The sequence below is a fragment of the Pseudomonas sivasensis genome (assembly GCF_021391435.1).
In the GTDB taxonomy this organism is placed as follows: domain Bacteria; phylum Pseudomonadota; class Gammaproteobacteria; order Pseudomonadales; family Pseudomonadaceae; genus Aquipseudomonas; species Aquipseudomonas sivasensis.
The window spans coordinates 5,365,620-5,391,810 of record NZ_CP090029.1; the positions used below are offsets into that span (position 1 = coordinate 5,365,620).

The 26,191-nt window shown below is 58.1% G+C and carries 20 protein-coding genes and 2 tRNA genes; 10 read left to right on the plus strand and 12 right to left on the minus strand.

Features of this window, described 5'->3' with window-relative positions:
* Positions 1-12: 12 nt before the first annotated feature.
* From LRO94_RS24325 to LRO94_RS24370, 10 genes are all read left to right on the plus strand, one after another.
* A complete protein-coding gene (locus LRO94_RS24325) occupies positions 13-1,443 on the plus strand; it encodes a sigma-54-dependent transcriptional regulator (RefSeq protein WP_032884739.1) in 1,431 nt (476 codons plus the stop codon).
* Positions 1,444-2,140: 697 nt separating this feature from the next.
* Positions 2,141-3,541 carry a polynucleotide adenylyltransferase PcnB gene (locus LRO94_RS24330; RefSeq protein ID WP_032884738.1) on the plus strand — a complete coding sequence of 467 codons (1,401 nt, stop codon included), beginning with the start codon at positions 2,141-2,143 and terminating at the stop codon, positions 3,539-3,541.
* A 2-nt stretch (positions 3,542-3,543) separates the two neighbouring features.
* Positions 3,544-4,023, plus strand: a complete 480-nt coding sequence (folK, locus tag LRO94_RS24335; RefSeq protein ID WP_032884736.1) for a 2-amino-4-hydroxy-6-hydroxymethyldihydropteridine diphosphokinase — start codon at positions 3,544-3,546, stop codon at positions 4,021-4,023.
* Between the two features lie 245 nt (positions 4,024-4,268).
* Positions 4,269-5,069: a 3-methyl-2-oxobutanoate hydroxymethyltransferase gene (panB, locus tag LRO94_RS24340; protein ID WP_032884735.1), complete on the plus strand. Its 801-nt coding sequence runs from the start codon at positions 4,269-4,271 to the stop codon at positions 5,067-5,069.
* Positions 5,066-5,917: a pantoate--beta-alanine ligase gene (panC, locus tag LRO94_RS24345; RefSeq protein ID WP_122681706.1), complete on the plus strand. Its 852-nt coding sequence runs from the start codon at positions 5,066-5,068 to the stop codon at positions 5,915-5,917. Before panB ends, panC begins: the two co-directional genes overlap by 4 nt.
* Positions 5,918-6,141: 224 nt before the next feature.
* Positions 6,142-7,806 carry a glucose-6-phosphate isomerase gene (gene pgi, locus LRO94_RS24350; RefSeq protein WP_095186254.1) on the plus strand — a complete coding sequence of 555 codons (1,665 nt, stop codon included), beginning with the start codon at positions 6,142-6,144 and terminating at the stop codon, positions 7,804-7,806.
* Between the two features lie 105 nt (positions 7,807-7,911).
* Complete coding sequence (acs, locus tag LRO94_RS24355; RefSeq protein ID WP_179179867.1) at positions 7,912-9,849, plus strand: acetate--CoA ligase; 1,938 nt, start codon at positions 7,912-7,914, stop codon at positions 9,847-9,849.
* A 16-nt stretch (positions 9,850-9,865) separates the two neighbouring features.
* Positions 9,866-10,735: an oxygenase MpaB family protein gene (locus tag LRO94_RS24360; protein ID WP_179179866.1), complete on the plus strand. Its 870-nt coding sequence runs from the start codon at positions 9,866-9,868 to the stop codon at positions 10,733-10,735.
* Between the two features lie 55 nt (positions 10,736-10,790).
* The gene (locus LRO94_RS24365) at positions 10,791-11,807 is read left to right on the plus strand and encodes a class I SAM-dependent rRNA methyltransferase (protein WP_032884726.1); all 1,017 of its coding nucleotides are present in this window, start codon (positions 10,791-10,793) and stop codon (positions 11,805-11,807) included.
* Between the two features lie 87 nt (positions 11,808-11,894).
* Positions 11,895-14,828, plus strand: coding sequence for a DUF748 domain-containing protein (locus LRO94_RS24370; RefSeq protein WP_095186252.1), 2,934 nt, complete (start codon positions 11,895-11,897; stop codon positions 14,826-14,828).
* Positions 14,829-14,982: 154 nt separating this feature from the next.
* Here the strand turns inward: LRO94_RS24370 and LRO94_RS24375 are convergent, their stop codons facing one another.
* From LRO94_RS24375 to tpiA, 12 genes are all read right to left on the minus strand, one after another.
* Entirely contained in the window at positions 14,983-15,603 is a 621-nt protein-coding gene (locus tag LRO94_RS24375; protein WP_032884723.1) for a BON domain-containing protein, read from the minus strand.
* 294 nt (positions 15,604-15,897) lie between these two features.
* Positions 15,898-18,003, minus strand: coding sequence for a polyribonucleotide nucleotidyltransferase (gene pnp / locus LRO94_RS24380; protein ID WP_032884722.1), 2,106 nt, complete (start codon positions 18,001-18,003; stop codon positions 15,898-15,900).
* Between the two features lie 196 nt (positions 18,004-18,199).
* The gene (rpsO, locus tag LRO94_RS24385; RefSeq protein WP_003177875.1) at positions 18,200-18,469 is read right to left on the minus strand and encodes a 30S ribosomal protein S15; all 270 of its coding nucleotides are present in this window, start codon (positions 18,467-18,469) and stop codon (positions 18,200-18,202) included.
* A gap of 115 nt (positions 18,470-18,584) precedes the next feature.
* Entirely contained in the window at positions 18,585-19,502 is a 918-nt protein-coding gene (truB, locus tag LRO94_RS24390) for a tRNA pseudouridine(55) synthase TruB (RefSeq protein ID WP_032884721.1), read from the minus strand.
* A 3-nt stretch (positions 19,503-19,505) separates the two neighbouring features.
* A complete protein-coding gene (gene rbfA / locus LRO94_RS24395) occupies positions 19,506-19,901 on the minus strand; it encodes a 30S ribosome-binding factor RbfA (RefSeq protein WP_003176137.1) in 396 nt (131 codons plus the stop codon).
* Between the two features lie 159 nt (positions 19,902-20,060).
* Complete coding sequence (infB, locus tag LRO94_RS24400; protein WP_032884720.1) at positions 20,061-22,586, minus strand: translation initiation factor IF-2; 2,526 nt, start codon at positions 22,584-22,586, stop codon at positions 20,061-20,063.
* Positions 22,587-22,613: 27 nt separating this feature from the next.
* Positions 22,614-24,095 carry a transcription termination factor NusA gene (nusA, locus tag LRO94_RS24405; protein ID WP_003212187.1) on the minus strand — a complete coding sequence of 494 codons (1,482 nt, stop codon included), beginning with the start codon at positions 24,093-24,095 and terminating at the stop codon, positions 22,614-22,616.
* Positions 24,096-24,142: 47 nt separating this feature from the next.
* Positions 24,143-24,601, minus strand: a complete 459-nt coding sequence (gene rimP / locus LRO94_RS24410) for a ribosome maturation factor RimP (RefSeq protein WP_032884784.1) — start codon at positions 24,599-24,601, stop codon at positions 24,143-24,145.
* A 140-nt stretch (positions 24,602-24,741) separates the two neighbouring features.
* Positions 24,742-24,818: transfer RNA gene (locus tag LRO94_RS24415), tRNA-Met, on the minus strand.
* A gap of 96 nt (positions 24,819-24,914) precedes the next feature.
* Positions 24,915-25,000, minus strand: a tRNA-Leu gene (locus LRO94_RS24420).
* 22 nt (positions 25,001-25,022) lie between these two features.
* Complete coding sequence (gene secG / locus LRO94_RS24425; RefSeq protein ID WP_010206600.1) at positions 25,023-25,406, minus strand: preprotein translocase subunit SecG; 384 nt, start codon at positions 25,404-25,406, stop codon at positions 25,023-25,025.
* A 4-nt stretch (positions 25,407-25,410) separates the two neighbouring features.
* Positions 25,411-26,166, minus strand: a complete 756-nt coding sequence (gene tpiA, locus LRO94_RS24430; protein WP_179179865.1) for a triose-phosphate isomerase — start codon at positions 26,164-26,166, stop codon at positions 25,411-25,413.
* Positions 26,167-26,191: the final 25 nt, after the last annotated feature.

Genomic DNA, 26,191 nt, shown 5'->3' on the forward strand with positions numbered 1-26,191 from the left:
AGAATTGAATCAATGCCGCACATTTTGATCGTCGAAGACGAAACCATTATCCGCTCTGCCTTGCGTCGCCTGCTTGAACGTAACCAGTACCAAGTCAGCGAAGCCGGCTCGGTGCAGGAAGCACAAGAGCGTTTCAGCATTCCCACGTTCGACCTGATTGTTAGTGACCTGCGCCTGCCTGGCGCACCGGGCACCGAGCTGATCAAACTTGGCCAGGGCACCCCAGTGCTGATCATGACCAGCTACGCGAGCCTGCGCTCTGCGGTGGACTCCATGAAGATGGGCGCGGTGGACTACATCGCCAAACCCTTCGACCACGATGAAATGCTCCAGGCCGTCGCGCGCATCCTGCGTGACCGTCAGTCGGCCAGCAGCGCGCCTGCCGAGCAGCGCCCCGCCAGCAAAGCCGCCGACAAACCGGGTGTCGACAACAGCAATGGGGAAATCGGCATCATCGGCTCCTGCCCACCGATGCAGGACCTGTACAGCAAGATTCGCAAAGTGGCACCTACGGACTCCAATGTATTGATCCAGGGCGAGTCAGGCACCGGTAAGGAGCTGGTGGCCCGCGCCCTGCACAACCTCTCCAAGCGCGCCAAAGCACCGATGATCTCGGTGAACTGTGCGGCGATCCCCGAATCCCTGATCGAATCCGAATTGTTCGGCCACGAGAAAGGCGCGTTCACAGGCGCCAGCGCCGGACGCGCGGGCCTGGTGGAAGCGGCGGACGGGGGCACACTGTTCCTCGATGAGATCGGCGAACTGCCGCTGGAAGCACAAGCGCGATTACTGCGCGTGTTGCAGGAAGGCGAGATTCGCCGGGTAGGTTCGGTGCAATCGCAGAAGGTCGACGTGCGTCTGATCGCGGCCACGCACCGAGACCTGAAGAGCCTGGCCAAGATCGGTCAGTTTCGTGAAGACTTGTACTACCGCCTGCATGTGATCGCGCTCAAATTGCCAGCCCTGCGTGAGCGTGGCGCCGACGTCAACGAGATAGCCAGTGCGTTCCTGCTGCGCCAGAGTGCGCGCATCAACCGTACCGACCTCAAGTTCGCGCCGGACGCCGAGCAAGCGATTCGGCATTACTCGTGGCCGGGTAACGTGCGGGAGCTGGAGAATGCGGTGGAGCGCGCGGTGATCCTGTCGGAGAGCCCAGAAATTTCCGCCGAGCTGCTGGGTATCGATATTGAACTCAGTGACTTGGAGGATGACGACTTCATCGGCCTCGCCCCGACACCGGGCGGCGGTAGCAATACCAGCCATGAGCCGACGGAAGATTTGTCACTGGAAGACTACTTCCAGCATTTCGTCCTTGAGCATCAGGACCACATGACCGAGACCGAACTGGCACGCAAACTGGGCGTGAGCCGTAAATGCCTGTGGGAACGGCGCCAGCGCCTGGGTATTCCACGACGCAAGACCGGTGTGGCCAGCGAAAGCTGAGGGTGCGCCCCCTTAGGTAACACCCAATGATGTGAAAAAACTGTTACCGCTGATTTTTTGCGTAACAAAAGCCGGGGCTTACGGTAACGAAGCCCCGGCTTTTTTTGGTCCGTCAAAAACCCGAAACCCCCTCAACCCCCCGGTTTTACTAGGCACTGCGAAAGTTGGCACGCACCCTGCTATATGCTTAGTACAAAAACAATAACAAGCTTTGTACAAGACAATAAAAATAAGACGAATCGACTCACGCATAATAAAAACAACACGGCGGAGGCGCAGCTAACTGATTCTTTTGGAGAGGCGTTGCATTTGGGGCTTGCCCCGCAACCAGGCCGAGAACAACAAAAACTGCCCTAAGGCAGAGCCTGAACTGGTTGGATCATAGATCAGCAACACAGCGACCAAAGCAATCCGTTTGCTCTTGACTCCCGATTGGGAGTGTCATGAAGGTGAAGCTTCGTGGCGAGGGCGATCAACAAAAACAAGAAGCCCGCAACCAATAATAAAAATAGAGCACGCAACTACTTCTGGGGGAGCTTCGGCTCCCCTTGTAGTTTCTGGAATTTGGTGCTCAAAGGCTTGCGGCGCAATGCCTGTAGCTTGTTCCTACACCATCCCCTGACTAAATGCTAGAATCCCGACCCATCATGCGGTCATTCTTCGTTATGGCCGAACATTCCTTCAAACAGTGCATCCCATGCTGAAGAAGTTGTTCCAGTCATTCCGTTCTCCCTTGCGTCGTACGCAACACATTCGCAGCACGCCTGAAGTGCTTAACAGCAATCAGCATTCATTGCAGCGCGCTCAGTTCAGCCGTTATGCGGTGAACATCGTCGAACGTTTGCAGAACGCCGGCTACCAGGCTTATCTGGTGGGTGGGTGCGTACGCGACATGCTGCTCAATATCACGCCCAAGGACTTCGACGTCGCCACCAGCGCCACGCCCGAGCAGGTCCGCGCCGAGTTTCGCAATGCGCGCATCATCGGTCGGCGTTTCAAGTTGGTGCACATCCACTTTGGTCGCGAAATCATTGAAGTCGCGACATTCCGCGCCGGTCATCCGCAAAACGATGAAGAGGAAGATACCAATCAGTCTTCCCGCAACGAGAGCGGGCGCATTCTGCGCGACAACGTCTATGGCACTCTTGAAGAAGACGCGCAACGCCGCGACTTCACCATCAATGCCCTGTATTACGACCCGGTCAGCGAGCGCATCCTCGATTACGCCAATGGCGTACACGACATCCGCAACAACCTGATTCGCCTCATCGGCGACCCAACACAGCGCTATCAGGAAGACCCGGTGCGCATGCTGCGGGCCGTGCGTTTTGCCGCCAAGCTCAACTTTGGTATCGAGAAACACACCGCCGCGCCGATTCGGGAACTGGCACCAATGCTGCGGGAAATCCCTTCGGCACGTCTGTTCGAAGAAGTGCTCAAGCTGTTCCTCTCGGGCTACGCCGCCGACACCTTCGAGATGCTCGTGGACTTGGAGCTGTTCGACCCACTGTTCCCGGCCAGCGCCGAAGCACTGGAGTACAACCCTACCTATACGCACACGCTGATCAGCGAAGCGTTGATCAACACCGACCTGCGCATCAAGCAGAACAAACCGGTCACCCCGGCGTTCCTGTTTGCCGCCCTGTTGTGGCCAGCCCTGCCAAAACGCGTACTGCGCCTGCAGGACCGTGGCATGCCGCCGATTCCGGCAATGCAGGAAGCCGCGCACGAACTGATCACCGAACAGTGCCAGCGCATCGCTATTCCGAAGCGCTTCACCATGCCGATCCGCGAAATCTGGGACATGCAGGAACGCCTGCCCCGCCGCAGCGGCAAACGCGCCGACCTGCTGCTGGACAACCCGCGTTTTCGTGCGGGCTATGACTTCCTGCTGCTGCGCGAGAGTGCCGGCGAGCAGACTGACGGCCTGGGCGAATGGTGGACCGACTACCAGGACGCCAACGACAGCCAGCGCCGCGACATGATCCGCGACCTCGGCAGCAAAGGTGATGGAGCCAGCGAAGGGCCCAAAAAGCGTCGTCGCAGCGGCAGCAAGCGCAAACGCAGCGCCGATGCCTCGGGCGCCGCTGGCGAATAAACGTGGAACGTATCTACATAGGCATGGGCAGCAACCTCGCTGCCCCGGAGCAACAATTGCGCAGCGCTGTCGAAGCGCTCGCGCGTTTGCCAGACACCACCGTCTTCGGCGTCTCTGCCTTCTATCAAAGTGACTCCCTGCTCCCGGGCCAACCGCGCTACACCAATGCGGTCGCCGCCCTGGACAGCAGCCTGGCGCCCCTGGACCTGCTGGATGCGCTGCAAGCCATCGAGAATGACCAGGGCCGCGAACGCCTTGAACGGTGGGGCCCGCGCACGCTTGACCTGGACATCTTGCTGTTTGGCGATCGCCTGATCGACGAGCCGCGTTTGAAGGTGCCGCACTACCAGATGCACCTGCGCGCATTTGTGCTCTACCCCTTGTCCGAATTCGCACCTGAGGCCCTGCAGCTACCCGATGGCAGGGCACTGCGCGATTTGCTCGAAGCCTGCCCATTCGTCGGCCTGGAACGCATTGTTTAAGCCAGCTCACACAGCTGAAACGCGTCAGTAACAGCGGTAACACCCCACGCGTAACAATGCGGTAACACATCCAATTGACTTCCCGTGTCCTCCTCACGACTATAGGCGTCCCGCTGCCGCCAACCCGGCGCTAAAGGGCGCAATCCAGGCCTTATAAGCACTGCTCTCAAGACAGTGCGCCTGTATAAACGAAGACTCACGCGCGTAACTCGCTGTTTCCAAGCGCCTGAACGAGGACCCTTTTCATGCCAGACATTACCCTGACCACCTTGCAGAGCCTCAAGCTCAAAGGTGAAAAAATCACCATGCTGACCTGCTATGACGCCACCTTCGCCCACGCCAGCTGCCAAGCCGGGGTTGAAGTGTTGCTGGTAGGCGACTCCCTGGGCATGGTTCTTCAAGGGAATGACAGCACCCTGCCCGTTACCACCGATGACCTGGCTTACCACACTGCCAGCGTCAAGCGCGGTAACGACGGCGCCTTCATCATCGCCGACCTGCCGTTCATGGATTACGCCACCACTGAGCAGACCTTCCTCAACGCAGGCAAACTGATGCGCGCCGGCGCACACATGGTCAAAGTGGAGGGCGCACTGTGGCTCGCCGAGTCGATTCGCTTGCTGGCTGAACGCGGCGTGCCGGTGTGCGCACATATGGGCCTGACGCCACAGTCGGTAAACCTTCTCGGCGGCTACAAGGTACAAGGTCGCAACGAAGCCCAGGCACGCCAGATGCGTGCCGATGCCATCGCCCTGGAACAGGCCGGCGTTGCAATGATCCTGCTTGAGTGCGTGCCCAGCGAACTCGCCGCAGAAATCACCCAAGCCGTAAAAGTGCCGGTAATCGGCATTGGCGCGGGCTCGGCCACTGATGGCCAGGTGCTGGTGCTGCACGACATGCTCGGCCTGTCGATCACGGGTCGCGTACCGAAGTTCGTGAAGAACTTCATGACCGGCCAGGACAGCATCCACGCGGCATTGAGCGCGTACGTTACCGAAGTCAAAGGCGTGACCTTCCCAGGCGCCGAACACGGATTCTCTGCATGAACACCGTAAGAACCGTACGCGAACTACGCGCCGCCGTCGCCCACGCCCGCAAGGCGGGTAAACGCATTGGCTTCGTACCCACCATGGGCAACCTGCACAGCGGCCATGCAACCCTGGTGACGAAGGCTGTTCAGCAAGCGGACTTTGTCGTCGCGAGTATCTTCGTCAACCCGCTGCAATTTGGCGCGGGTGAAGACCTGGACAAGTATCCCCGCACCCTCGCCGCCGACCAGGAAAAGCTACTGCAAGCCGGCTGCAACCTGCTGTTCGCACCGACCGTCGAGGAAATGTACCCCGGCGGCATGACCGGCCAGACCCGCGTCAGCGTCCCGCAACTGTCCGAAGGCTTGTGCGGCGCCAGCCGTCCCGGGCATTTCGAAGGCGTGGCGACCGTGGTCAGCAAGCTGTTCAACATGGTCCAGCCGGACATGGCCGTGTTCGGTCAAAAGGATTACCAGCAACTGGCCGTGATTCGCGCCATGGTCCATGACCTGAACATGCCGATTCAGATCATCGGTGAGCCCACCGTACGCGCCGACGATGGCCTGGCGCTGTCGTCGCGCAACGGTTTTCTCAGCGAAGAGGAACGCGGGATCGCGCCGGTGCTGTATCGCAGCCTCAGCCAGATTGCCGCAGCCATCAAGGACGGTGACCACAACTTCGCCACGCTGCGCGCCGAACAGGTCAAGCAGATCGAAGCTGCCGGGCTGCGCGTGGATTACCTCGAAGTGCGCCAGGGCGTGCATCTGCGCCCGGCAACCCCTGAGGACAAGGACATCGTGATCCTGGTGGCAGCCTTCCTGGGCACGACTCGGTTGATCGACAACCTGCATCTGAGCCTCAATTAAACCTCGCTGAACACCCCGCCTGTTGCCCTGCTCGCTGTGCCGGTATAAAAAAGTACCGGCCACAGCGCAGACAAAGCCAAGACATATCGACACGCTAGGTTTAATGTAATCGCCCGGCGCTATAGTTAGCGCTGTCTGGAACCCAATGCTTGAGATAAGACTGGATGTTCCGGGCTATGAAGTGTCCTAAAGGCAGTCCCCGTAATAAAAGGAAACCCGCAGCGATGGCGTACTACCGCACCCCTCATGACGTTACCGCTCTGCCCGCCTGGCAAGCGCTCAATCAACATCGCCAAGCCATGCAGGATTTCAGCATGCGTGAAGCGTTCAATGCCGATCCTCAGCGTTTTTCCCAATTCACCTTGAGCAGCTGCGGACTTTTCCTCGATTACTCGAAAAACCTGATCACCAGCGAAACCCGCGACCTGCTGGTAGGGCTGGCGGAGGAAGTCGGCCTCAAGGACGCGATCAACTCGCTCTACGCTGGCGAACCGGTCAACTCGTCAGAAGGCCGCCCGGCCCTGCACACCGCCCTGCGTCGCCCAGTGGGTGACAAGCTTTCGGTCAATGGCGTGAACATCATGCCGGACGTGCACAAGGTGCTGAACCAGATCACCGACCTGGTCGGCCGCATCCACGACGGCCTGTGGCGCGGCTACACCGAAAAGCCGATCACCGACGTGGTGAACATCGGCATCGGTGGCTCGTTCCTCGGCCCGGAGCTGGTCTCCGAAGCGCTGTTGTCTTACGCCCACAAAGGCGTGCGCTGCCATTACCTGGCGAACATCGATGGCAGCGAGTTCCACGAGCTGACCATGAAGCTGCGCGCCGAAACCACGCTATTCATCGTTTCGTCGAAGTCCTTCAACACCCTCGAAACCCTGAAAAACGCCCAGGCCGCTCGTGCCTGGTACTTGGCCCAAGGTGGCTCGGAAGCTGAGCTGTATCGCCACTTCATCGCCGTGTCGAGCAACAACGCGGCAGCCGTGGCCTTCGGTATTCGCGAAGAAAACATCTTCCCGATGTGGGACTGGGTCGGCGGCCGTTACTCGTTGTGGTCTGCCATCGGCTTGCCAATCGCACTGGCCATCGGCATGTCCAACTTCAAGGAACTGCTGTCCGGTGCCTACACCATGGACCAGCATTTCCAGAACGCGCCATTCGAACAAAACATGCCAGTGCTGCTTGGCCTGCTGGGCGTGTGGTACGGCAACTTCTGGGGTGCGCAGAGCCATGCGATCCTGCCGTACGACCACTATCTGCGTAACATCACCAAGCACTTGCAACAGCTGGACATGGAATCCAACGGCAAGAGCGTGCGCCAGGACGGCAAACCAGTGTCCACCGACACCGGCCCAGTGATCTGGGGTGGCGTCGGTTGCAACGGTCAGCATGCTTACCACCAGTTGCTGCACCAAGGCACCCAACTGATCCCGGCCGACTTCATCGTGCCGATCGTCAGCTTCAACCCGGTGTCCGACCACCATCAGTGGCTGTACGCCAACTGCCTGTCCCAAAGCCAGGCACTGATGCTCGGCAAGACCCGCAGCGAAGCTGAATCCGAGCTGCGCGACAAGGGTATCCCGGAAGACGAAGTGCAGAAGCTGGCCCCGCACAAGGTGATCCCGGGCAACCGTCCGAGCAACACGCTGGTGGTGGAGCGCATCAGCCCGCGTCGCCTCGGCGCGCTGGTTGCCATGTATGAGCACAAAGTGTTCGTACAAAGCGTGATCTGGGGCATCAACGCGTTCGACCAATGGGGCGTTGAACTGGGTAAAGAGCTCGGCAAAGGCGTCTACAACCGTCTGACCGGCGCCGAAGAAACCTTGGCTGAGGACGCTTCGACCCAGGGCCTGATCAACTACTTCCGCGGCCGTCACCGCGGCTGATGCAGGTATAGCAAGGCCAACGTCCTTTTGGACGTTGGCCTTGAACCCGCTCCACACAGGGTGCATCTTTATGACTTGTCGCAAAAACAAGAATAAGGATCGCTCATGTTCGATATCAGCACGTTTCCCATCGCCGATGCCGTCCGCCGGGCTGCGCAACTCAGTCAAGAGGACTATCACCGCCTCTATCGCCAATCCATCGAACAGCCGGACACCTTCTGGGCTGAACAGGCCAAGAGCTTTCTCGACTGGATGACCCCATGGCACACCGTTCAACACTCGGACATCAATACTGGCGCCGCCCAATGGTTTGCCGGTGGCCAACTGAACGTCAGCTACAACTGCATTGATCGTCACCTGGCACAACGCGCCGATCAGCCGGCCTTCATCTGGGAGGGCGATGATCCGACAAAGTCTTCCAACATCACCTACCGTCAACTGCATCAAAACGTCTGCCGCCTGGCCAACGTGCTGAAAAGCCGTGGCGTGAAGAAAGGTGACCGGGTGTGCATCTACATGCCGATGATCCCGGAAGCGGCCTACGCCATGCTGGCCTGCACGCGGATTGGCGCGGTGCACTCGGTCGTGTTTGGTGGTTTTTCGCCGGACGCCCTGCGCGACCGCATTCTCGACGCCGACTGCCGTACCGTGATCACCGCCGATGAGGGCGTGCGCGGCGGCAAGCCCGTCGCTTTGAAACAGAATGTCGACAAGGCCCTGGCCAGTTGCCCGAATGTCAGCACCGTCTTAGTGGTGCAACGCACCGGTGCCGACGTGAACTGGAGCGAAGGCCGCGACCTCAAATACCAGCAGGCCGTTGACGCTGCGAGCGACGATTGCCCGCCAGAGCCGATGGACGCCGAAGACCCGCTGTTCATCCTCTACACCTCCGGTAGCACCGGTAAACCCAAGGGCGTGCTGCACACCACCGGCGGTTATCTGCTGCAGGCAGCGATGACGTTCAAGTACGTACTCGATTACCGTGACGGCGAGGTGTTCTGGTGCACCGCCGATGTAGGCTGGGTCACCGGCCATAGCTATATCGTGTATGGCCCGCTGGCCAATGGCGCGACCTCGCTGATGTTCGAGGGTGTGCCGAGCTACCCGGACAGCTCGCGGTTCTGGCAGGTGATCGATAAACACCAGGTGAATATTTTCTACACCGCGCCGACAGCCTTGCGCGCGTTGATGCGTGAGGGCCACGGACCACTGGAAAGCACCTCCCGCGCCAGCCTGCGTTTATTGGGCAGCGTGGGCGAGCCGATCAACCCGGAAGCCTGGGACTGGTACTTCAACGCCGTGGGCGAACAACGCTGCCCGATTGTGGATACCTGGTGGCAGACCGAGACCGGCGGCATCATGCTCAGCCCGTTAGTCAGCGCCCAGCGGATCAAGCCGGGCTGCGCGACCCAACCGATGTTTGGTGTGCAACCGGTGTTGCTGGATGAGCAAGGCAAGGTCATCACCGGTGCCGGCAGCGGCGTACTCGCCATTAAGTCAAGCTGGCCGGGGCAGATCCGCAGCGTGTACGGCGACCCGCAGCGCATGATTGATACCTATTTCAAACCCTACCCCGGTTACTACTTCACCGGAGATGGCGCGCGCCGCGATGAAGACGGCGACTACTGGATCACCGGGCGTATCGACGATGTGATCAACGTGTCCGGCCACCGTATCGGTACCGCCGAGGTGGAAAGTGCGCTGGTGTTGCATGACCAAGTGGCCGAGGCCGCTGTGGTGGGCTACCCCCACGACGTCAAGGGCCAGGGCATCTACGCCTTCGTCACGCCCATGAACGGTGTGGAACCCAGCGATGCGCTGAAAAAACACCTGCTTGAGCTGGTCAGCAAGGAAATCGGCAGCTTTGCCAAGCCGGAACTGATCCAATGGGCACCGGCCCTGCCGAAAACCCGATCAGGCAAGATCATGCGCCGGATCTTGCGCAAGATCGCCTGCAACGAACTCGACAGTCTTGGTGATACCTCGACCCTGGCCGACCCCAGCGTCGTGGACGGCCTGATCGACAAACGCCTGAACCGCTAGGAAAACCTGAGCCGCCATGGAATTTATCCGCAGCCGTATCGAAACCCAGCTGATGAGCCTCACCGGCTTGTCACTGGGGCAACTGGACCTGGAAAACCCCAAGGGCGATCCCGGCCTGTTCGGGCCAGACTCGGTCAGTTGGCAAGTCCATGGTGACTTCAGCAGCATGCTGATCGGCGGCATCAGCGCATTGATGCTGCAAGCCTTGCACCCACTGGCCCTGGCCGGCGTTTGGGACCATTCGAACTTTCGCCAGGACATGCTCGGGCGCCTGCGGCGTACCTCGCAGTTCATTTCAGGTACTACCTTTGGTTCGCGCAAAGACGCCGACTGGCTGATCGAAAAAGTGCGTACCATCCACCTGCAGGTGGTCGGGCATGCGCCGGATGGACGGCCTTATGCGGCGAGCGACCCCGAACTACTGACTTGGGTGCATGTAGCCGAGGTGAGCAACTTTATGGCCGCTCACTTGCGCTATCGCAACCCGACTCTGTCGAGCCGCGATCAAGATCGTTACTACAGCGAAATCGCCCTGGTGGCGGAGCGCTTGGGGGCGCGGCATGTACCGCGCTCGCGGCAGGAAATTTCCGATTATCTGGAGCGTATCCGTCCGCAATTGCTGTGTGACGAACGCAGCCGCGAAGTACTGCGCCTGCTGCTGAACGCCCCCTCGCCCAGTACTTTAGCCAAGCCGTTTGGCGTCTTGATGATGCAGGCCGGGATCGATCTGCTGCCAGACTGGGCCAGCACCATGCTCGATCAGCATCAGAACCCGCTGCAACGCCAGATGATCCGTGCAGGGGTCAAGCGTAGCGCGCCGTTATTGCGCTGGGCGATGCGCAATGGCTCGGTGCAACGGGCACACAGGCGGATGGGGTTGGTGTAGGCAAGGCACCATAGCTGTTAAACTTCGCGCCCTCATTTACAGCCAGGCGCGCTCCATGTCTCCCTTGAATCAGGCGCTGCGCGCCGCCCTCGATCATCGCCAAGACCTGATCAACGAGCTGCATGCCCAGGGCACCGATTGCTATCGCCTGTTCCACGGCAGCCAGGAGGGCGCCGGCGGCCTGACCATTGACCGTTATGGCCCGCAGTTGCTGGTGCAAAGCTTCCACCAGTCGCTGGAAACCACAGACCTACTGGACCTGCATCAACTGATTAACCAGTACCTGGGCCTGGAGTTGCTGCTCGTGTACAACGACCGCTCCCGCGGCAATTCGCGGATCGACCGCGAAGACACGGTATACCGAGCCGAACCCGCAGCACTGGAAGACATGGTCGGGCACGAATGGGGCCTCAATTACCGTGTTCGCGGGCGCCATGCCGGGCAGGATCCGTTGCTGTTCCTCGATCTGCGCAATACCCGCGGCTGGGTCAAAGATCACAGCGCCGGTAAAAGCGTACTGAACCTGTTTGCCTACACCTGCGGCGTGGGCCTGAGCGCCGCCGCTGGCGGCGCGCGTGAGGTGTGCAATTTGGACTTCGCTGAAGGCAACCTGGCGGTCGGGCGTGAAAACGGCCAGCTCAACCCACAGTTGCCGAGCATGGAGTTCGTGCAGTCGGACTACTTTCCGGCGATTCGCCAACTGGCCGGCCTGCCGATCACCCAGCGGCGCGGGCAGAAACTGCCGAGCTACCCGCGTCTTGAACAGCGCCAATATGACTTGGTGCTGCTCGATCCTCCGGCCTGGGCCAAGAGCGCGTTCGGCACCGTCGACCTGTTGCGCGACTACCAGAGCCTGCTCAAGCCCGCACTTCTCGCGACTGCCGACAACGGTGTGCTGATCTGCTGTAACAACTTGGCAAAGGTCAGCATGGAGGATTGGCGCGAGCAGGTCCTGCGATGCGCGGAGAAAGCCGGTCGCCCAGTGCGCGACTGGCAAATCATGACGCCGGGTGCGGATTTTCCCTCACAGGATCAGCAGCCCCCCTTGAAAACGCTGATACTCCAGCTGTAGGAAGCGTCCCAACGCCCCGGCTCTTCGGAACCGAAAACCCGTGCCATACTCCAAGGCACTCCTGTTCGATATAGATGGCGCCGCCCCATGCCCAAAGGATTGATTCGCGCCACTGGCGCCTTGTTGACCGCCCTTGCCCTGTACAGTTTGCTGGGCTTTTTGATTCTGCCGGGCATCGCCCTTCGCGTTGCCAACCAACAATTGGCCCATTACGCCACGGTGCCGGCGCGGCTTGAGCGCATTGAACTCAATCCCTTCAGCCTGGAAGTCACCGCATGGGGCTTGAAGATTGGCGAACCCGGCAAGGAACAGGTGGGCTTCGAGCGCCTTTACGCCAATCTGCAGATTGACAGCCTGTGGACCCGGGCACTGCATTTGGCCGATGTGCAAATGGATCAGCCCAAGACGGAGCTGCTGTTCGACAAGTCTGGCCAATTGAACCTGGCGCAGTTGTTCAAGCTCCCTGCAAGCGAACCCTCCCCTGCCGACCCCAATGCCAAGCCGTTCCCACTGCGTATCGACAGCATCAAGCTGGCAGGCGGCTATGTGCACTTTCAAGATCTGCGCCCCAGCGAACCTATCGAATTTCTCTACAACAAACTCGACTTCGAGCTGAAAAACCTCAGCACCTTGCCTGAAGACAACGCCGATATGACCCTGGTCGCGGCAGGCCCTGAAGGTGGTCAAATTGATTGGAAAGGCAACTTCAGCCTGGTGCCGATCACGTCCGAAGGTACGCTAAAGGTCACTGACGGCAAGATGAAAGCCTGGTGGCCATATGTGCGTGACGCGCTCCCCCTGGTACTCGAAGACGGTGTGCTCAATTTCAGCACCGACTACAAATTCAGCCTGGCCAAAGAAACCGAACTGAACTTGACCAACACCGCCGCCAGCATCGCGCCGTTCGCCTTAAAGGCACCGGATGGCCGCCCACTGGTGCGCCTGGAACGCCTGGACGTCAGCGAGACCACAGTGGACCTCGCCAAGCAGCAAGTGGTGGTCGGCAAGATCCGCAGTAATAAGCTGGAGACCTGGGCTGCTCGTGAGGCCGATGGGCAATTGGACTGGCAGAAACTGTTCGCCAGCCAACCGAGCAAACCAGCCAAGGCGCCGGAGCCTGCCACTGCGCCAGCTACAGCCGACTCTCCAAAGCCTGCACCGACTGCGCCAAGCAAGCCTTGGCAAGTGCTGCTCAAAGACGTGCAACTGCGCAACTATCAAGTACATCTGGCCGACCGTCAGGCCAAACCTGCGGTAGCGCTGGAGCTGGGCCCGTTGAATGTGGATGTACAGAATTTCGACAGCCTCAACCAGAGCCCCTTTAACCTCAAGGTCGACAGCGGCCTGGGCAAGCAAGGCAAGATTCAGGCAACGGGCGTGGTCAACCTCAACCCAGTCAGCGCCAAGCTGAAGGTCACCACCAAAGATATTGACCTACGGGTTGCCCAGTCTTATATCAGCCCATTTATCCGTTTGGAGCTGCGTAGCGGCATGCTCGGCAGTGACCTCGACGTGAACCTGAAGAGCACCGAGCCCCTGGCGCTGCAGATTACCGGCCGAGCGCAGGTCGACCAGTTGCATACCCTGGACACCCTCAAGACACGTGACTTCCTGAAATGGCAGCGTCTGGTCGTCGAGGGCCTGAACTACCAGCACGGCGACAGCCTGTCGATCGACAAGGTCAACCTGCTGCAGCCATATGCGCGGTTCATGATCAACGATGACCGCACCACCAACGTCGATGACCTGCTGATCCCGCAGCCGGCCGACAGTGGCGCCAAGTCGGCCCCCAAGCCTGCGGCGAGCAAAGATAAACCCCTGGGCATTCGTATCGGGCAGATTGCAATCAACGATGGCTCGGCCAACTTTGCCGACTTCAGCCTGACACCCAACTTCGCCACAGCCATCCAACAGCTCAACGGGCAGATCGGCACGATTGACAGCCGTCAGGCCAAACCAGCCAGCGTCGACATCAAGGGCAAGGTGGACCGTTACGCGCCAGTGACGATCAAAGGCAGCGTGAACCCGTTCGATCCGATGGCGGCGCTGGATATCGCCACCAGCTTCAAGCGTGTCGAGCTGACGACCCTGACGCCCTACTCAGGTAAGTTCGCGGGTTTCCGTATCCGCAAGGGACGCCTCAACCTCGACCTGCACTATGTGATCACCAAGGGCCAGCTGAAGGCCGAGAACAAAGTGGTGGTCGAGCAACTGCAACTGGGTGAGAAAGTCGACAGCGCCGATGCCGTGGACTTGCCGATTCGCTTGGCAATCGCCCTGCTTAAAGACACTGACGGCAAGATCTCCATCGAACTGCCGGTGACCGGTGACCTGAATAACCCGCAATTCAGCGTGATGCCGATTGTGTGGCAGACCCTGCGTAACCTGGTGGTGCGTGCAGCGACCGCACCGTTCAAGTTCATCGGCGGGCTGGTCACCGGCGGCGGAGCGGAAGATCTGAGCAACGTGTCCTTCGCTGCCGGCTCAAGTGAGTTGAACAAAGACGCCGAAAGCGCGCTAAACACCCTGGCTAAAGCGCTGAAGGAACGCCCTGCCCTACGCCTGGAAATTGAAGGCACGGCCGCTGCCAGCAGCGATGGCCCCTTCCTCGCAGCGCAACGTCTGGAACGTGAATACCAGTACAACTATTACAAAATCCTGCAGCGCCGTGGCGACAAGGTTCCGGCCCAGGCGTCCTTGCTGGAAGTCCCGGAAAGCGAAAAAGCGCCATTGCTCGAAGGCATCTACCGCATCCGCGTGAAACAACAGCCGCCGGCGGAGTGGAAAGACCTGAGCCGCGATGACCGCACGGCCAAGCTGCGTGACGGCGTGATCAAGTTCTGGAGCAACAGCGACGTGCTACTGCGCCAACTCGGTCAGGACCGCGCAAGCACCATCAAGGACTACTTGGTGGATAAGGGCCAGTTGGAAGACGACCGCGTGTACTTCATTGATGCCCACCTGGGACAGGCGGAGAAAGATGGTCGCGTTGTAACGCCTATGCATCTGGATGCTGAATAACCACCGGCACCAGAAATAGAACAGGCCCCGACACAAGTGCCGGGGCCTGTAATGACCACATCCATATGGTCAGTCGCATGAACCTTAGAGGTGCATTTGAGTGGATATCTAACTCACTCGTGGCCGCCGCTTAATTCAAACGAACTGTCGAGCGTTACTCTGCTTTCAGGCCATCGGCCGATACAGCTTTAACGCCTTTGATTTTCTTGGTGATTGCTACGGCGGTGGCTTTCTGTGCGTCGGTAACAGCTACAGTCGACGACAGGGAAACAACGCCTTTGTTGGTTTCGACTTTGATGTCGGTGCCAGGAATACCTTTCTCGGTAACCAGGTCAGCTTTTACCTTGGTGGTGATCCAAGTGTCGCTGGTGGTTTCTTTGGCGTCATGAGCGGCGCCTTTGGTTTTATCGATACCGTCTGCTTTGGTAGCACCGCCAGCCATCAGGCCATCAGCGGAAACAGCGGTCACGCCTTTGATCTTTTTGGTGATCGAGACAGCAGTAGCTTTCTGTGCGTCAGAGATAGCGACTGTCGAGGACAGGGAAACCACGCCTTTGTTGGTTTCAACCTTGATGTCCGAACCAGGAATGCCCTTCTCGGTCAGCAGGTCGGATTTAACTTTGGTGGTGATCCAAGTATCCGAAACGCTTTCCTTAGCCTTGGTAGCTTCGCCAGCCGCCAACGTCATAGGGGCTTGGGAAGTCTGAGCAAAGGCTACGTTAGCACCCATGGCCAGAGTCAGAGCGGTAGCAGTAGCGAGAGCGAACTTCTTCATACGAGTAACTCCTGTTTTATTAAAAGTCTGCAGTACGTAAACCTTGATGCTGCAGCGTTAACAGGGATATTGCAGGCAGTGTGCCAAGTCGAAGCCATAAATTAAATCCTTATAAAACAACAACTTAACAATAATGCTAATTTCCGGAATCGTGCAACTTGCATGAAGCCCATCATGCCTGCATGCAAGTTGCGGCTTTTGCAGTGGGCTAAACGGCTGATTTCACTTCACTTTCCCTCGCCCATAAAAAAAGGACCCCGAAGGGTCCTTTCTTTCAGCATAAGCCAGGGGTAATTAAACGCCCGAAGCCTTGGCTGCTGCTACGTCCTTGATGGACAGCTTGATGCGGCCGCGGTTGTCCACGTCCAGCACCAGCACTTCCACTTCCTGACCTTCTTTCAGAATGTCGGTCACTTTCTCAACACGAGCGTCGCTCAACATGGAGATGTGAACCAGACCGTCTTTGCCCGGCAGGATGTTGACGAATGCGCCGAAGTCGACGATGCGCTCAACCTTACCGACGTAGATCTTGCCGATCTCGGCCTCAGCTGTGATACCCAGAACGCGCTGACGTGCTGCCTCAGCCGCTTCCTTGGTTTCGCCGAAGATCTTGATCGAACCGTCGTCTTCGATATCGATCGAAGCCTTGGTTTCTTCGCAGATCGCACGGATGGTCGCGCCACCTTTACCGATAACATCACGGATTTTGTCGGTGTCGATTTTCATCGCGATCATGGTCGGAGCATTTTCCGACAGCTCGGTGCGAGACTGACCAATGATCTGGTTCATCTGGCCGAGGATGTTCAGGCGCGCTTCCAGGGCTTGGCCCAGAGCGATCTCCATGATTTCTTCGGTGATGCCTTTGATCTTGATGTCCATCTGCAGCGCGGTAACACCTTTAGCGGTACCGGCTACTTTGAAGTCCATGTCGCCCAAGTGGTCTTCGTCACCCAGGATGTCGGTCAGGATGGCGAACTTCTCGCCTTCTTTAACCAGACCCATGGCGATACCGGCAACCGGTGCCTTCATCGGCACACCAGCGTCCATCAGTGCCAGGGAAGCACCACAAACGGAAGCCATGGAGCTGGAACCGTTGGACTCGGTGATTTCCGACACAACACGGATGGTGTAAGGGAACACGTCAGCAGCAGGCAGCATGGCCTGAACCGAACGACGCGCCAAACGGCCGTGACCGATTTCGCGACGACCAGCGCCGCCCATACGACCACACTCGCCCACCGAGAACGGAGGGAAGTTGTAGTGCAGCATGAACGGGTCTTTTTTCTCGCCTTCCAGGGTGTCCAGCAGTTGTGCGTCACGGGCAGTACCCAGGGTCGCGACTACCAGAGCCTGAGTTTCGCCACGGGTGAACAATGCCGAACCGTGAGTTTTCGGCAGAACACCAACTTCGATATTCAGCGGACGCACAGTGCGAGTGTCGCGACCGTCGATACGTGGCTTGCCGTTAACGATGTTCTCGCGAACGGTGCGGTATTCGATTTCACCGAATGCAGCTTTGACTTCGCTGGAAGATGGCTGACCTTCTTCGCCCGAAAGCTTGGCAACAACCTGGTCCTTCAGCTCGCCCAGGCGAGCGTAACGGTCGGCCTTGACGGTGATGGTGTAGGCGTCGGAAATGGCGGCGCCGAACTCGGAGCGGATAGCGCCCAGCAGTTCGGTAGCTTCGGCTTGCGGAGCCCAGGCCCAAGTAGGCTTGGCGGCTTCAGCAGCCAGTTCTTTAACGGCGTTGATCACAACCTGGAATTCGTCGTGAGCAAACAGTACAGCACCCAGCATCTGGTCTTCGGTCAGCTCTTTAGCTTCCGATTCAACCATCAATACGGCTTCCGAAGTACCGGCAACGACCATGTCAAGGCTCGATGCTTTCAGTTGCTCGTAAGTTGGGTTGAGCAGGTAGCCGGTGCTCTCGTGGAAAGCAACGCGGGCAGCGCCGATAGGGCCATCGAAAGGAATGCCGGAGATAGCCAGGGCAGCCGAAGTACCGATCATCGCAGCGACGTCCGGATCGGTTTTCTTGCTGGTGGAAACGACGGTGCAAACAACCTGCACTTCGTTCATGAAGCCTTCTGGGAACAGCGGACGGATCGGACGGTCGATCAGTCGGGAAGTCAGGGTTTCTTTCTCGGAAGGACGGCCTTCACGCTTGAAGAAACCGCCAGGGATCTTACCGGCAGCGTAAGTCTTTTCCTGGTAGTGAACAGAAAGAGGGAAGAAGCCTTTGCTCGGGTCAGCGGTCTTGGCGCCAACAACGGTCACCAATACGGTGACGTCGTCATCAACGGTAACCAGCACTGCGCCGGAGGCTTGACGGGCGATACGGCCTGTCTCAAGGGTAACGGTCGACTGACCGAACTGGAATTTTTTGATAACCGGGTTCACGGTGTCCTACCTTCTTTGTGGCTCTTGGGGAACTTGTTTTCTTACGAAATTCTTGGGCAATGTCGGGAATCGGCCCAACCCTTGTCCAGGGGGTAAAACGTGTATCCAGATAAAACTTGAGGCTGGGAGCCTACCATGGGCCAGCGGGAATCCCACTGACACACGGCAGACAACCAACCTCTAGCGCAATCGCTTATTAGCGACGCAGACCCAGGCGACCGATCAGAGTCTGATAACGACCCAGATCCTTGCCTTTCAGGTAATCCAGCAGCTTACGACGCTGGTTTACCATGCGGATCAGACCACGACGGGAGTGGTGATCTTTACCGTTGGCCTTGAAGTGACCTTGCAGCTTGTTGATGTTGTGGGTCAGCAGTGCAACTTGCACTTCTGGCGAACCAGTGTCACCAACAGCTTGCTGATAGTCAGCAACGATTTGTGCTTTTTCTTGAACGTCGAGAGCCATGAGGCAATCCTTTTTTCAGGAAACCACCCAAAGGGCAGTCTCAACAGGCCAGGGACAAATCCCTGTATCTAAAAATGAGTGTTGACCGTGCCTGTTAACAGCCACACTCGTTCGGTCATTCTGACCGAATCAGTCTACGTGGCGCGATGCGCCCGTCTTCGCTCACTTCACCGATACCGATAAAGCGACCGTTATGATCCTGTACTCGCACCATGCCGAACTTAGGGGCATCCGGGGCACGTACCGGCTGGCCGTTAAGCCAGTAGAACGCGCTGTGCTCCGAGAAGTGCAGCAATGGCCAATCCAGCAAACCACTGTCCGATGGCATCAGGAAGCGATCAACCGCTTCATTGCCGCCTTCGGCGTGTACCGCTTCCAACTCTTCCAGCGTAACCGTCTGGGCCAGGCTGAAAGGTCCGGCCTGAGTGCGTCGCAGTTCTGCTACGTACGCGCCGCAACCGAGCTGTTCACCAATATCTTCCACCAGGGTACGGATATAGGTGCCTTTGCTGCAGTCCACGGCCAGTCGTGCGGTTTCACCCTCACAAGCGAGCAATTCCAAGCGCGCAATAGTAACAGAACGCGGTTCACGCTCCACTACTTCGCCGGCACGTGCCAGCTTGTAAAGTGGCTGCCCGTCACGCTTGAGAGCCGAGTACATCGGCGGTATCTGACTGATTTGCCCACGAAAAGCGGGCAAAGCGGCTTCGATATCAGCACGACCAACGGTCACGTCGCGAACCTGTAAAACATCACCTTCAGCATCCGCCGTGGTGGTGGTCTTGCCCAGTTGCATCAGGGTTTCGTAACCCTTATCGGAATCAAGCAGGTATTGCGAGAACTTGGTCGCTTCGCCAAAGCACAGCGGCAGTACGCCGGTGGCCAGTGGGTCGAGGCTACCGGTATGCCCGGCCTTCTCGGCATTGAGCAGCCAGCGGACCTTCTGCAACGCCGCATTGGACGTAAAGCCAATGGGCTTATCAAGCAGAATGATGCCGCTGACGTTGCGACGGATACGTTTGACCTGAGCCACCGCTTACTCCTTGGCGTCTTCAGGTGTGGACGGATGCTGGCTGTCTTCAGCCACGGCGCGCTCGATCAATGCAGACAAGTGCGCGCCACGCACGACGCTTTCGTCGTAGTGGAAGTGCAACTGCGGAACACTGCGCAGCTTCATTTCGCGGGCCAACTGCATGCGCAGGAAGCCGGCAGCCGAGTTGAGCACTTTGATGCTTTGTGCGATTTCTTCGCTGTTGTCCTGGCCCATCACGGTGATGAAAATCTTGGCGTGACCCACGTCACGGCTCACCTCAACAGCGGTGATGGTGACCAGGCCAACGCGCGGGTCTTTGACTTCGCGACGGATCAGTTGGGCCAGCTCGCGCTGCATTTGATCGCCGATACGTTGGGTACGGCTGTATTCTTTTGCCATGTCTTGTTACCTGTTACTGCCACACGGTGAAACCCATGGGGTCTGAAAGCGGCAAACGCCCGGCCTGACAAAAGCCAGACCGGGCGTTGCGTTTAGAGTCCGTACGCTGCGCGAGGCATTTGCATGCCCACACGCGGCGTGGCTCCGGAAGTGCGCGAGTTAGAGGCTGCGAGCAACCTGAACCTTCTCGTAGACTTCGATCTTGTCGCCAGCCTTGACGTCGTTGTAGCTCTTGACGCCAATACCGCATTCCATGCCGGCACGTACTTCAGAAGCGTCATCCTTGAAGCGGCGCAGGGATTCCAGCTCACCTTCGAAGATAACGATGTCTTCACGCAGTACACGGATTGGACGGTTACGGTACACAGTGCCTTCGACAACCATGCAACCGGCGATCGCGCCGAATTTCGGCGAACGGAACACGTCACGTACCTCGGCGATACCCAGGATATTCTCCCGAACGTCACTGCCAAGCATGCCGGTAAGGGCTTTCTTGACGTCTTCGATGATGTCGTAGATGACGTTGTAGTAACGCATGTCCAGGCCTTCCTGCTCGACGATCTTCCGTGCGCCAGCATCAGCACGCACGTTGAAACCGAACAGTACAGCGTTGGAAGCCAGTGCCAGGTTGGCGTCGGATTCGGTGATACCACCGACACCGCCACCGACAACACGCACTTGCACTTCATCGTTACCCAGGCCATTCAAGGCGCCGTTCAACGCTTCGAGAGAACCACGAACGTCAGATTTAAGGACGATATTAAGCGTCTTCTTCTCTGCCTGGCCCATGTTCTCGAAGATGTTTTCCAGCTTGCCAGCGTGAGCGCGAGCCAGTTTGACTTCACGGAACTTGCCTTGACGGAACAGAGCCACTTCACGGGCTTTCTTCTCGTCGGACAGCACGCTCATCTCGTCGCCAGCGTCCGGGGTACCATCCAGGCCGAGGATCTCGACAGGGATGGAAGGACCCGCTTCTTTGATTGGCTTGCCGTTCTCGTCGAGCATGGCACGTACACGGCCATAGTTCGAACCGACCAGCACCATATCGCCTTGGCGCAGGGTACCGTCTTGAACCAGCACGGTCGCAACCGGGCCACGACCTTTGTCGAGACGCGATTCAACCACAACGCCACGACCAGGGGCCGATGGAGTTGCTTTCAGTTCGAGTACTTCAGCTTGCAGCAGGACCGCTTCGAGCAGTTCGTCCACGCCAGTACCGACTTTCGCCGAAACCGAAACGAATGGCGTATCACCGCCCCACTCTTCAGAGGTCACGCCGTGAACCGACAGTTCGCTGCGGATGCGATCGAGATCGGCGCCCGGCTTGTCGATCTTGTTCACGGCAACAACCAGAGGAACACCAGCGGCTTTTGCGTGCTGGACAGCTTCAATGGTCTGCGGCATCACGCCGTCGTCCGCTGCAACAACCAGGATCACGATGTCAGTCGCCTTAGCACCACGGGCACGCATTGCGGTAAACGCGGCGTGACCTGGGGTGTCGAGGAAGGTGACCATGCCGCGCTCGGTTTCAACGTGGTACGCACCGATGTGCTGAGTGATACCACCGGCTTCGCCAGCAGCTACCTTGGCACGACGAATGTAGTCGAGTAGCGAAGTCTTACCATGGTCAACGTGACCCATTACGGTCACGACTGGCGCACGGGAGAACGTCTCACCTTCAAACTTCAGGGATTCTGCCAGGGAATCTTCCAGGGCGGTGTCGCTGACCAGGGTCACTTTGTGGCCCAGTTCTTCGGCTACCAGTTGAGCAGTTTCCTGATCAAGCACCTGGTTGATGGTCGCTGGAGTACCCAGTTTGAACATGAACTTGATGATTTCAGCAGCCTTGACCGACATCTGATTGGCAAGATCGCCAACAGTGATGGTCTCGCCAATCTGCACATCACGCACGACAGGACCGGTTGGGCTCTGGAAACCGTGGGCGTTGCGCTTCTTCAGCTTGGCCTTGCCGCGACCACCGCGACGGAAGCCATCGCTTTCTTCGTCGGTAGTACGTGGAGCAACGCGTGGAGCAGGCGCTTTCTCTTTGACCGAAGCACGATGCGGAGCGTTTTTGCGCTCGCCATCGCCACCACCACCGCGACGATTGTTATCGTCGGCACGTGGTTTGTCCGGACGACGAGGTTCCTCACGCTTACGGGCATCAGCAGCAGGTGCTGGTGCAGCGGCAACCGGAGCGGCCTCGCGCACAGCTTCCACAGGAGCGCTAGGCGCGGCGACCGCATCAGCCGAAGCAGTTTGCGCAGCAGCAGGCTGGCGACGCGCTTCTTCTTCGGCGCGACGCTTGGATTCTTCTTCAGCCTTCTGACGAGCAGCATTATCTACTGCGCGACGTTCATCCAGTTCACGCTTGCGCTCGGCTTCAATTTCTTCCGGGCTGCGCTGTACGAAGACTTTCTTCTTGCGTACTTCAACGCTGATGCTCTTGCTACCAGCAACACGCAGGGTGCTGGTGGTTTTGCGCTGCAATGTAATCTTGCGCGGTTCTTCCACTTTCGCCTTGTGGCTGCTCTTCAAGTGAGTCAGCAAAGACTGCTTCTCACTATCGCTCACACCTTCATCGGCGGCGGTGTGCGGCAGACCTGCCTCACGCATCTGCTGCAACAGGCGCTCTACCGGTGTTTTGACCTCATCGGCCAGTTGTTTCACCGTGACTTGCGTCATGCACTTCTCTCCTCAGGCCGCGCCTAATTACTCGAACCAATGGGCTCGGGCGGCCATGATCAACTTGCCGGCACGATCATCGTCAATGCCGTCGATGTCGAGCAGATCGTCAATAGACTGCTCGGCCAGGTCTTCGCGGGTAATTACGCCGCGCACCGCCAGTTCCATCGCCAAATCCTTGTCCATACCCTCAAGCGAGAGTAGGTCTTCGGCCGGATGGGCGTCTGCCAGCTTTTCCTCAGTAGCGATGGCTTTAGTCAACAAACGATCCTTGGCCCGAGCGCGAAGCTCGTTGACGGTGTCTTCGTCAAAGCCGTCGATGTTGAGCATTTCTTCCAACGGTACGTAGGCAATCTCTTCCAGGCTGGTGAAGCCTTCATCTACCAGCACCTGTGCCAGGTCTTCGTCGACTTCCAACTCGTCAATGAAGTTGCGCAGGATGTCACCGGTTTCAGCTTGCTGCTTAGCCTGGATGTCCGATTCGGTCATCACGTTCAGGGTCCAGCCGGTCAATTGGCTGGCCAGACGCACGTTCTGACCACCACGACCAATGGCCTGAGCCAGATTGTCTGCGCCAACGGCGATGTCCATTGCATGGGCATCTTCGTCAACGATAATTGCCGCCACTTCAGCAGGCGACATGGCGTTGATCACGAACTGCGCCGGGTTATCGTCCCACAGGACGATGTCCACACGCTCACCGCCCAATTCGCCCGACACTGCCTGGACGCGCGAACCGCGCATACCGATGCAAGCGCCTTGCGGGTCGATGCGTTTGTCCTTGGAACGGACCGCGATCTTGGCGCGCGAACCCGGGTCGCGGGACGCAGCCATGACTTCGATCAGGCCTTCGGCGATTTCCGGCACTTCGATACGGAACAGCTCGATCAGCATTTCCGGCGCGGTACGCGACAGGATCAACTGAGGGCCACGGTTCTCGGTGCGGATTTCCTTGAGCAGCGCACGCAAACGCACGCCGACACGGAAGGTTTCGCGAGAGATGATGTCTTCGCGGGCCAGCAACGCTTCGGCGTTGTTGCCCAGATCGACGATCACATTGTCGCGGGTAACTTTTTTCACAGTGCCGGAGATAATTTCTCCCAGCCGCTCGCGATAGGCGTCAACGACTTGAGCGCGCTCGGCTTCACGAACCTTCTGCACGATGACCTGCTTGGCGGTCTGTGCAGCAATGCGGCCGAACTCGATGGACTCGATCTTTTCTTCGACGACATCACCAACCTGGGCGCCTGGGTGCGTTTCGGCAACCTTGCTTGGCCAGGTTTCGATGGCCGGATCATCAAGATCGGCTTCTTCGACGACCGTCCAGCGACGGAAAGTCTCATAGGCACCGGTGTGGCGGTTAATTTCCACACGCAGATCAACTTCGTCTTCAAAACGCTTTTTGGTAGCAGTGGCCAGAGCCAACTCCAGCGCTTCAAAAATCACGTTTGCCGGTACGCCCTTTTCATTGGATACCGACTCAACAACCAGCAGTACTTCTTTGCTCATCGTACGCCTCGCCTTTCGCAAGCCATTGGATCCGCGGGATCCGCGTCTCAGTCAAAACTGGGAATAATGTTGGCCTTGTCGATCATATCGATCGGCAACAGGAACTCATGGTCTTCTACCTGCACCACGACATCCTGTTCTTCTACACCGCGCAGAAGGCCCTGAAAGTTGCGTCGTCCTTCAAAAGGAGATCGCAGCTTGATCTTCACTTGTTCACCGGCAAATTTTGCAAACTGATCAATAGTGAACAGTGGGCGTTCCATGCCTGGCGAGGAAACTTCGAGGGTGTATTCAACGGAAATTGGATCTTCAACATCCAGCACACCGCTGATCTGACGGCTGACAATGGCACAATCGTCCACCAGCACACCGCCCTCTTTATCGATATAAACGCGCAACATTGAGTGGCGACCTTGAGCCGAAAACTCAACACCCCAGCATTCATAGCCTAGGGCCACGACCACCGGGGCCAACAAGGCCTGCAACTCTTCTAGCTTGCTCGACACCTGAACCCCCTCGTGCATGTATGTGCATGCTGTGCAAAATAAAAAAATGGGCGAAACGCCCATCCTTGAAACGCCGTCGAACAGCGGCGTTGAAAGTGTCCAGCTAACAAAAAGCCCCTTAAAAGGGGCTCCGCTAAAACTGGTTGCGGGGGCCGGATTTGAACCGACGACCTTCGGGTTATGAGCCCGACGAGCTACCAGACTGCTCCACCCCGCGACAAAGCTGGGGCGGAAGTATACGACCGATCCCTTACAGGGTCAATGTAACCTTCCACCTACAAGAAAGCCCGCAACAGCGGGCTCTCCTGATAATTGGTACCGAGAAGGGGACTCGAACCCCTACACCCTATGGGCACAACCACCTCAAGGTTGCGTGTCTACCAATTCCACCACCTCGGCAATACAGCGCTTACAACCCTTCTTACTTCTGCTCTTGAGCTGGAGGTACGTCAGTCGCTGGAGTAGCCGACTTTTGCTCTTGAAGCACCGGGACATCATCAGAAGCCGGTTTTGCTTTTGGTACTTCCAACACTGCTGGGTTTGGCAAACCTACTTGAGTCAGCACATGAGCTTTCTCTTTAGCAAAGTAACCTAACCCTAAGCTGGTTATGAAGAAACCGGCGGCAAGTATAGCAGTAAACTTACTAAGAAAGGTAGAGGAACCTTGGCTTCCGAATACAGTATTTGAAGCACCTGCACCAAAAGACGCACCAGCATCCGCACCTTTACCCTGTTGCAACAAAACCAGGGCAACTACGCCCAGGGCTGCCAACAGATGAAAAACGACTACGACTGTTTCCAGCATTTTTTCAGTTTCCCGCGGCGCGACAAATCGCACCGAACTCATCTGCATTCAGGGAAGCTCCACCAATGAGCCCCCCATCGATATCCGGCATGCCGAACAGTTCGACCGCATTGGCCGCCTTCACGCTGCCGCCGTATAGAAGCCGCACACCTCGTGCGATTTCAGAATTCTCTGCCGCTAACTGCGCACGGATGGCTGCGTGCACATCCTGCGCCTGTTGCGGTGTAGCAGTCAGCCCGGTGCCAATGGCCCAGACCGGCTCGTAAGCAATTACCGCCTTTGCGAAAGCACCAACACCCAGCTCCTCGATGATGCTGCCAAGCTGACGCGAGACAACCTCAAGAGTCTTGCCAGATTCACGCTGCTCAAGGGTCTCCCCAATACACAGCACCGGAATCAAGCCACAAGCCTGTGCAGCTGCGAACTTGCGATTGAGTGTTCCATCACGCTCGCCCATCATCTGACGGCGCTCGGAGTGCCCAACAAGCACATAGGAACAACCCGCATCAACCAGCTGACTCGGTGCAATCTCACCGGTCAACGCACCTTGCATGGCTTCCACCGCAGAATTCTGCGAGCCGACCTGAATCGACTTACCTTTCAAGCCATCAACCACTTGGGTGATATGCAAGCAAGGCGGGAACACCGCGATGTCAACACCGCTAGGCAAGGCCAAGTGACGAAGGCCATTGATCAGCTCAGCGACACTGGCGCGGGTACCGTGCATCTTCCAGTTACCAGCTACCATAGTGCGACGCATGCTGTACCTCGTCGGTCAAAGTGGG

What these genes read in the sequence shown, in the direction of transcription:
- LRO94_RS24365 (WP_032884726.1), top strand. Translation starts at nt 10,791, where the DNA reads ATGTCTCCCTTGAATCAGGCGCTGCGCGCCGCCCTCGATCATCGCCAA.
- nusA (WP_003212187.1), bottom strand. Translation starts at nt 24,095, where the DNA reads ATGAGCAAAGAAGTACTGCTGGTTGTTGAGTCGGTATCCAATGAAAAG.
- LRO94_RS24325 (WP_032884739.1), top strand. Translation starts at nt 13, where the DNA reads ATGCCGCACATTTTGATCGTCGAAGACGAAACCATTATCCGCTCTGCC.
- tpiA (WP_179179865.1), bottom strand. Translation starts at nt 26,166, where the DNA reads ATGCGTCGCACTATGGTAGCTGGTAACTGGAAGATGCACGGTACCCGC.
- rpsO (WP_003177875.1), bottom strand. Translation starts at nt 18,469, where the DNA reads ATGGCTCTCGACGTTCAAGAAAAAGCACAAATCGTTGCTGACTATCAG.
- panC (WP_122681706.1), top strand. Translation starts at nt 5,066, where the DNA reads ATGAACACCGTAAGAACCGTACGCGAACTACGCGCCGCCGTCGCCCAC.
- LRO94_RS24370 (WP_095186252.1), top strand. Translation starts at nt 11,895, where the DNA reads ATGCCCAAAGGATTGATTCGCGCCACTGGCGCCTTGTTGACCGCCCTT.
- acs (WP_179179867.1), top strand. Translation starts at nt 7,912, where the DNA reads ATGTTCGATATCAGCACGTTTCCCATCGCCGATGCCGTCCGCCGGGCT.
- secG (WP_010206600.1), bottom strand. Translation starts at nt 25,406, where the DNA reads ATGCTGGAAACAGTCGTAGTCGTTTTTCATCTGTTGGCAGCCCTGGGC.
- LRO94_RS24375 (WP_032884723.1), bottom strand. Translation starts at nt 15,603, where the DNA reads ATGAAGAAGTTCGCTCTCGCTACTGCTACCGCTCTGACTCTGGCCATG.
- LRO94_RS24360 (WP_179179866.1), top strand. Translation starts at nt 9,866, where the DNA reads ATGGAATTTATCCGCAGCCGTATCGAAACCCAGCTGATGAGCCTCACC.
- infB (WP_032884720.1), bottom strand. Translation starts at nt 22,586, where the DNA reads ATGACGCAAGTCACGGTGAAACAACTGGCCGATGAGGTCAAAACACCG.
- rbfA (WP_003176137.1), bottom strand. Translation starts at nt 19,901, where the DNA reads ATGGCAAAAGAATACAGCCGTACCCAACGTATCGGCGATCAAATGCAG.
- pgi (WP_095186254.1), top strand. Translation starts at nt 6,142, where the DNA reads ATGGCGTACTACCGCACCCCTCATGACGTTACCGCTCTGCCCGCCTGG.
- LRO94_RS24330 (WP_032884738.1), top strand. Translation starts at nt 2,141, where the DNA reads ATGCTGAAGAAGTTGTTCCAGTCATTCCGTTCTCCCTTGCGTCGTACG.
- panB (WP_032884735.1), top strand. Translation starts at nt 4,269, where the DNA reads ATGCCAGACATTACCCTGACCACCTTGCAGAGCCTCAAGCTCAAAGGT.